Source organism: Candidatus Edwardsbacteria bacterium, from assembly GCA_018821925.1.
GTDB lineage: Bacteria > Edwardsbacteria > AC1 > AC1 > EtOH8 > UBA2226.
Map to the genome: position 1 here is coordinate 23,972 of JAHJLF010000010.1, position 6,352 is coordinate 30,323.

Annotated in this window: 6 protein-coding genes; all 6 read right to left on the reverse strand. The window is 43.9% G+C overall.

Annotated features, from left to right (window positions below; translation table 11 throughout):
- Nucleotides 1-25 precede the first annotated feature (25 nt).
- The gene (locus KJ869_00845; GenBank protein ID MBU1575739.1) at nt 26-1,414 is read right to left on the reverse strand and encodes an O-antigen ligase family protein; all 1,389 of its coding nucleotides are present in this window, start codon (nt 1,412-1,414) and stop codon (nt 26-28) included.
- 5 nt (nt 1,415-1,419) lie between these two features.
- Entirely contained in the window at nt 1,420-2,100 is a 681-nt protein-coding gene (locus tag KJ869_00850) for a class I SAM-dependent methyltransferase (protein ID MBU1575740.1), read from the reverse strand.
- Nucleotides 2,101-2,119: 19 nt separating this feature from the next.
- Complete coding sequence (locus tag KJ869_00855) at nt 2,120-3,262, reverse strand: glycosyltransferase family 9 protein (GenBank protein ID MBU1575741.1); 1,143 nt, start codon at nt 3,260-3,262, stop codon at nt 2,120-2,122.
- A 27-nt stretch (nt 3,263-3,289) separates the two neighbouring features.
- A complete protein-coding gene (locus KJ869_00860) occupies nt 3,290-4,132 on the reverse strand; it encodes a class I SAM-dependent methyltransferase (protein ID MBU1575742.1) in 843 nt (280 codons plus the stop codon).
- 101 nt (nt 4,133-4,233) lie between these two features.
- Nucleotides 4,234-5,184 carry a glycosyltransferase family 2 protein gene (locus KJ869_00865; GenBank protein MBU1575743.1) on the reverse strand — a complete coding sequence of 317 codons (951 nt, stop codon included), beginning with the start codon at nt 5,182-5,184 and terminating at the stop codon, nt 4,234-4,236.
- Nucleotides 5,181-6,275: a glycosyltransferase family 4 protein gene (locus KJ869_00870; GenBank protein ID MBU1575744.1), complete on the reverse strand. Its 1,095-nt coding sequence runs from the start codon at nt 6,273-6,275 to the stop codon at nt 5,181-5,183. The genes KJ869_00865 and KJ869_00870 overlap by 4 nt, the downstream gene beginning before the upstream one ends.
- Nucleotides 6,276-6,352: the final 77 nt, after the last annotated feature.

Here is a 6,352-nt window from a genome sequence, read left to right on the forward strand (position 1 = left end):
GATTATTATGGATAGTTCCGGCTTTTCAATCATTGGAAACCTCACTATTATAGCTTAACGAAATGGCGATAATAACAGCCAATATGAATATTGCCTCCCTGGTCTGGTAGACCGGGGTGGACAACCCCACGAAAAACGACTGGATCACGGCTATTATCCCAAAGACGGCCCAGGTGCGGCTTAACGGATCCAAACCCGTCAGTCTCTTTTTTTGCATAGCTTTAAGTAACCCCCTCAAAGCCAAGGCCAGCAGGATCAGCCCCGCCAATCCGCCCTTGGCGGCAAAGTTTGTTATGTCGTTATGGGTAAAGTTAGTGTCAAAATAGCCCGAACCCTTGTAAGCCATCACCCAGTGCCGCCAGAAATGATACTGGTAGCCAAAGCCCACGCCATATATCGGCGATGATTTGAAAAGGTCCATTGTTTGGTACAACTCGTCAAATCGGCTCTTGACCGAGGGGTCCGCCTGATAACCCAAAAACTGCTGATAGCGGCTGGTTTGTTGTTCTCTATAACTGCCGGAGCCGCCTCCCCGGGCCATCACCAAACCCATGATGGCCAACATAACTATAATTAAAATAACGGCCTTGCGGCGGTGCTGGGAATAAAATATCAGCAACAGGCCAACCATAAACCCTAAGGCCAGCCAAACAGTGCGGGTAGGCGTTAAAAGACTTACCCCTAAGCTTAACAAAACAAATAACAGCCAAAGACGCTTGTGGGGCGCTTTTTGAATATACAGTATCAAACCCAGCCCGAAGAATAAGCCCGGATGAAAAGTGGAAAGCCTTACTGGAATAAAATACAGAAACGGCATGGCTGGAAAGCCATAGGTATGCAGCAAGAACAAAATATCGCGCATCATCCCAGCCGCAATAGGAATGAACACCAGATACAACAGCCATCGGTTATTTTTATCCTTAAAATAATCCGCCAACACCGGGATCAACAGTAAATTTAGCAGCGGGGCAATGTCCCTGGCCCAGTCCATAACGCCGAAGCCGTATTTAAGACCCAGCAGGGGCGAAAGGCCAAGATATAAAAAGAAAATAAAAAGCCATTTGTATTCCGGCAGCAGCCAGGGCTTGCGTTGATCCCGGATGTTCTGCCACCACCAGATGAACAATATCAGACAGGTAAGGGCCAGCATGCCCACTTTTACAATATCCACGCTGGCGGACCCCGGCACCAAAGGATAGCCCACTAAGTAAATGGCGATGCCGATCACCGGACGGTAAAGGGTAAGAATTATGACTATGACGGCAATTATTAGCGGAGCGACATTTGAACCGGGGTAAAAAGCCAGGTAATAAGCCAACCTGGCGGTGATAATAATAAAAAACGCCGCGATCAACCAGTCCTTTAACAAGCGGTTCCGGCTTACATAATTAACTATTTTATATACAAGTTCCACGGAACTTATTGTTTCTTGCCGGCCGTCAGATAGAACCGGTTGGTCCTGTCGTCATACATTTTTTTCAATCCGTTCTTATTAAGGTTCATATTTTCGTATAAGATATTATTCATCATATTTTTAAGCGCTGCCAGGTATTTTGATTGATGTTTTTGGGCACCGCCGTCATCATAACAGCCTTCATAGTAAAGGTCGCCGTTAAATAATTGGACCCATTCCCGGACTTCTTCCGGGGTTGGCAGGCCGTATTTAATGTGCTCCCTTAAATAAAGCAAAGAATCGGGATCAAGCCCCTCACTCATCACAATTTGTTTTTCATAAACAATATGGGCTTCCGTGCCCAATGGAGCGCAAATAATGAAGCCCAATTTTGCCACCCGGTTCATTTCAGCCAGAAATGCCTGCCTATTATGCTTCTCCACATGTTCTACCGTGTCTAACGACAATACAACGTCAAAAGCATTGTCCGTAAAAGGCAGGGAATGGCCGCTGGAAATTATTCCGCCATTATTGATATTCGTGGTAGTTACCTTATGTTTCTTCATATGCCAGGCCAGACTGCCTTCGCCGCCCACATCAAGCGCCGTGGAGCCGCCAATATTACTGCCTAAATTGGCGGCTATGCTATGCCGGTTAAAACTATCTGCACCGGCAATATATTTACGGATAAACCAAGGTAATTTCATATTCAACAATTTATTGGTATTATTTAAGTACAGTTTTTATCATTTCGAGGACCTGCTGGGCAGGGATATTTTTCATGCATTCATTATTACAGACCGGAGCTTTGGCCGGGAAAGAACAACAATACTCACGGCAGACCATGTCAATAGTAACCGGGCGCCAGTATTGTGCGCCAACCGGCTGCGATCTTTGGGGCCATTCAGGGCCATACATAACCACAAGAGGACAATTTACAGCAGCGGCAGCAAAAACTGGTGAGGAATCCGTGCTTACCAGCAAATTGCATTTTGATAAGGCATACGCCAATTGGGGGTATGTTGTTTTATCGGTCAAGTCGCAGATATTTTCGGCTTTTGCTGAAAGAATTATTTCTTTGTTGACTTCCCTGTCCCCGCCCCGCCCCAATAAAACAAAACCGGCATCAGGGTATTCTGTTAAAAGCTTTTGTATAAGCTCCGCCCAGTTTTTAACCGGCCATGACCTTTTGGCCCAAGGCCTGAAAGCATTTGGCCCGGTACCGGCAAAAATGGCTATCAGCGGTTTATTTTGGGCTTTTATTATTCCATCAATAAGCGCCTCATCTTGCTTTGTCCAGAACACCTCCGGCAACAGGCCTTTTGCAAAATCAAGCCTTATGCTCTCGCCCAACATTCTAAAATACTCAACCCGCGGCCGTTTTTCGTTGTATGGGGCGTAAACATAAAGATCAAGAAACGCATTTTTATATTCCTTGTCGATCAGGCCGGCTATATATTTTATGCCCGCCATTCTGGCCACTATTCCATAGGTGGCGTCATTCCCAAGGCAAACAGCCAGATCATAGTTATTTTTTTTAAGGGTACGCGCTAATTTGATAATAGACACTGGTTTTAGCAGGGACCAAGGCCCATATTCATCTGCCTTAACAATTTGCCGTATATTGGGATTATTGGTTAAACCGTCCATTGAATTTTTGCAAACGCAATAATCTATTTCTGCCTTGGGCCATTTTGTTTTTAAAGACCTCAATACAGGCGTAGTTTGCACCACATCACCTATCTGCCCGTTCAGCATAACAAGAATATGTGCCGGGCATAGGCTATCAATGTTTCTTCCGCTACGTTTGAATGCTTTGCATAATACAGCCCAAACCAGCAGATTAAGTGAGTAATGCAATTTAAACATTAGTGCTATTTACTTTGTATGGGGAATTTACCTTACTGATTTGCATATAATTCTTAATTGATCACCTAATTCTAGTTTTTGTATAAAACGTTCGCATAATGAACTAACCCAATTTTTGTTTGTCATTAAATAATCATTATGGCCTGTAAAGAGGTTTTGATCCGTTATAACACCCCTGCGTTTAACGATTGCTGTACGTAAATAATTGTTCCTACGGGCTAAGTTCTTAAGTCTGTCTTTAATTCCTAAACGGAATAAGCCCTCCGGCGATAATAAATTATTGTCGAACGTTTCATGTTTTACTATTTCAAAACCCGAGGATTCAAGCAAAGATTTTAGCAACTTGTATTTATAATGACATACATGGTATTTATTATAACCCTTCCAATATGCACCAGAGATAAAAGAGAATATGCTGCCTTTATTGGGAACACTTATGACCAATAAACCATTTGGTTTTAAAGTGTTCTTTATTTTAGTCAAAATAAACCTTGGATTATTGAAATGCTCCAAAACATCCCACATTGTTATAATGTCATATTTAGTTGTGATATTTATATCTTCAAAATAATCATTGTGCATCGTAATGCCTGTTCTTTTATGGGCTTCCTTTGCTGCTACGGGGACAGGTTCTATCCCCGTTACGTGTGCTTTTTTTGTTTTGGCCGTTTCGCAAAAATAACCTTTGCCAGACCCAATATCAAGCAGTGTTTTGCCGCTTAGAGAAATATGATCATCAAGCCAGGAACAACAATGTTCGGCAAATGCCTTATCACACGTTTCCCGAATAGTATCAAACACATAATAATCATTTTTATAAATCTCATGCAGGTCTTCATTAATAACAGAAAAATACAACCCGCAAGACAAACATTTATGAACTAATATTGTTTTATCCCAACATAGTTTATTATCATCATATAAGTAATATATGAATATTACTTTAGTTTTTTTACATAAAGGGCAGCTTGTCATATTTTACGATTCCATTGTTGGTTATTTTTAGCTTGTTTCATACCATAGGCAAAATATAAATTACCAGCATGATCAAGCATATTAATAACAGACTTATTAAGTCCAATTTTTTGCAAAGCATAGCACAAGCACCGGCTGAAAAACAAAACCGGCCGGTATAACAAAACCTGATATTTGGTGTTTCCCGGCGCCAATATCCCGGCTACGGAGATATTTTCAGACAATTCTGGATGAAGCCCGGCAAATACACAAGTCGACTTGCCCCAGTTCTCCGACTTCGCCAAGGATGTGACCAAAGTCTCATTGTTATAATGCCAGCCTGCTGCTTTTGGCTGGTAAACAAAGCGCAACCCGGATTTTTTAAGCCGGTATCCCAGCTCGGTATCTTCGCAGCTGTAGGTTTTAAAACTCTCGTCAAACAACCCGGCCTTAACAATTTTAGCTTTTGGAACTGATACATTGCCGGTAAAAAAGAAATTGTATGGCAGGTCATCCGCTTGGGCCTGCATTTGGGAGTGCAGCCGCCCCATCCTGCCCCGGTAATGTTCGTTTACCGGATCGTGGGGGATATCGGCATGAACCGGCACCGCGCCCACCACCACTCCGCCGCTGATCTCTTTTTGCTTGTCGTAATGGGCCTGCAATAACTGCGGCTCGGCCCAGATATCATCGTCAATGAAAAGAATGTATTCGCCTGCGGCGGCTTTTATGCCCCGGTTGCGGGTGGCCGCCCGGCCCAGGTTAACGCCGTTGCGGATCAGTTTCCAATTCTGGCGTTTACCTTTGCCAAAGCCCAGGTCTGGCAAAACGTTTACGGGATGATCGTCAACGACGATGACTTCGAAGGGGAAATTGCACTGCTGGGCTTCAAGATATTCCAAGGTACGGTTTAAAATAACCGGACGGTTGAAAGTCGGTATTATGACGGAAAATAAGGGGCTATTCATCGCTGTTCCATCATCTTTTGGTAGATGCCAACCAGATTTCTACCGTGTATTTCCAAACTGAAATTATCCTCCACGTGTTTCCGGGCATTCTTTCCCATCTCGGCAATGGCCTGCCGGTTGTCCAGGAACCATTCAATCCGCCCGGCCAACAGGTCGGGCCTTTTGTTTTCGACCAGAAAACCGGTTTTACCGTTCACAATAGCTTCCTTTGGTCCGCCCAAGTCGTAAGCAATAACCGGTAGCCCAGCCGCCATCATTTCCAAGGGCACCAAGGGAAAAGGGTCACGGTAGGTGGATGGGAATATTCCCAGTTGATGCTCTGAAAGGTACTTCGGAAGCTGTTGATATTTGATCGGCCCGATAAGGTTCACCGTGTTCAACTTTCCGGCCAACTTATGCACCCTGACATCATCTCGCCGTGACTTTACCGTTTCGCCTTCGTAGCTGGCCGAGCCCACTATGTTCACCGTAAAATTGTCCCGCTTTTGCTCCACCTGCCGAATTGCTTCCAGCAAGTCAAATATTCCTTTTTCCTCCTCCCACACGCCGTACCATAAGATTTTAATTTTTTCATTCCGGTTAACTGCAACGCCTGGTTTGAACGCGCATACATCCACGCCATTGTACAACACATGTAATTTAATATCCGGTATCTCGGGATACTTTTTACAAAACTCGTCTTTTACCCATTTTGCGCAAAATATATAATGCGCCCGGTGATACCGAAATCTCGCCCATTTCAAGCGGTATAGCAGCAACTCCGATACGGCAAGACCCGGAAAATGGACAAGCGAATTATCCGGCGCCAACAAGGCTATTGCCGGCGTATAGTGACCGTGCCGGATGTCGCACTGTGCAGTTCGTAATATGAATTCAAGGTAATACTTCCATTTTAGATATCTATTCTGCCAACCCCAATCACGAATCACCTTAATCCCGTTTTTATTACCCACAAGACTTGGCACATAAAGAATGGACTGATGCCCTTTGTCCCTTAAATAATCTAATTCTCCAAGTTCAACTACTTCGATTCCGCCATGATAATCAATATTTAATGGAAATGTTGGAGATTGTAATATTGCAACTTTCATGCTTGGTGGTCCTTTACAATACAGCACATCCTTTGCATGTCAAACTCATTATAAGACGGTCCAACTGGCAACACCAA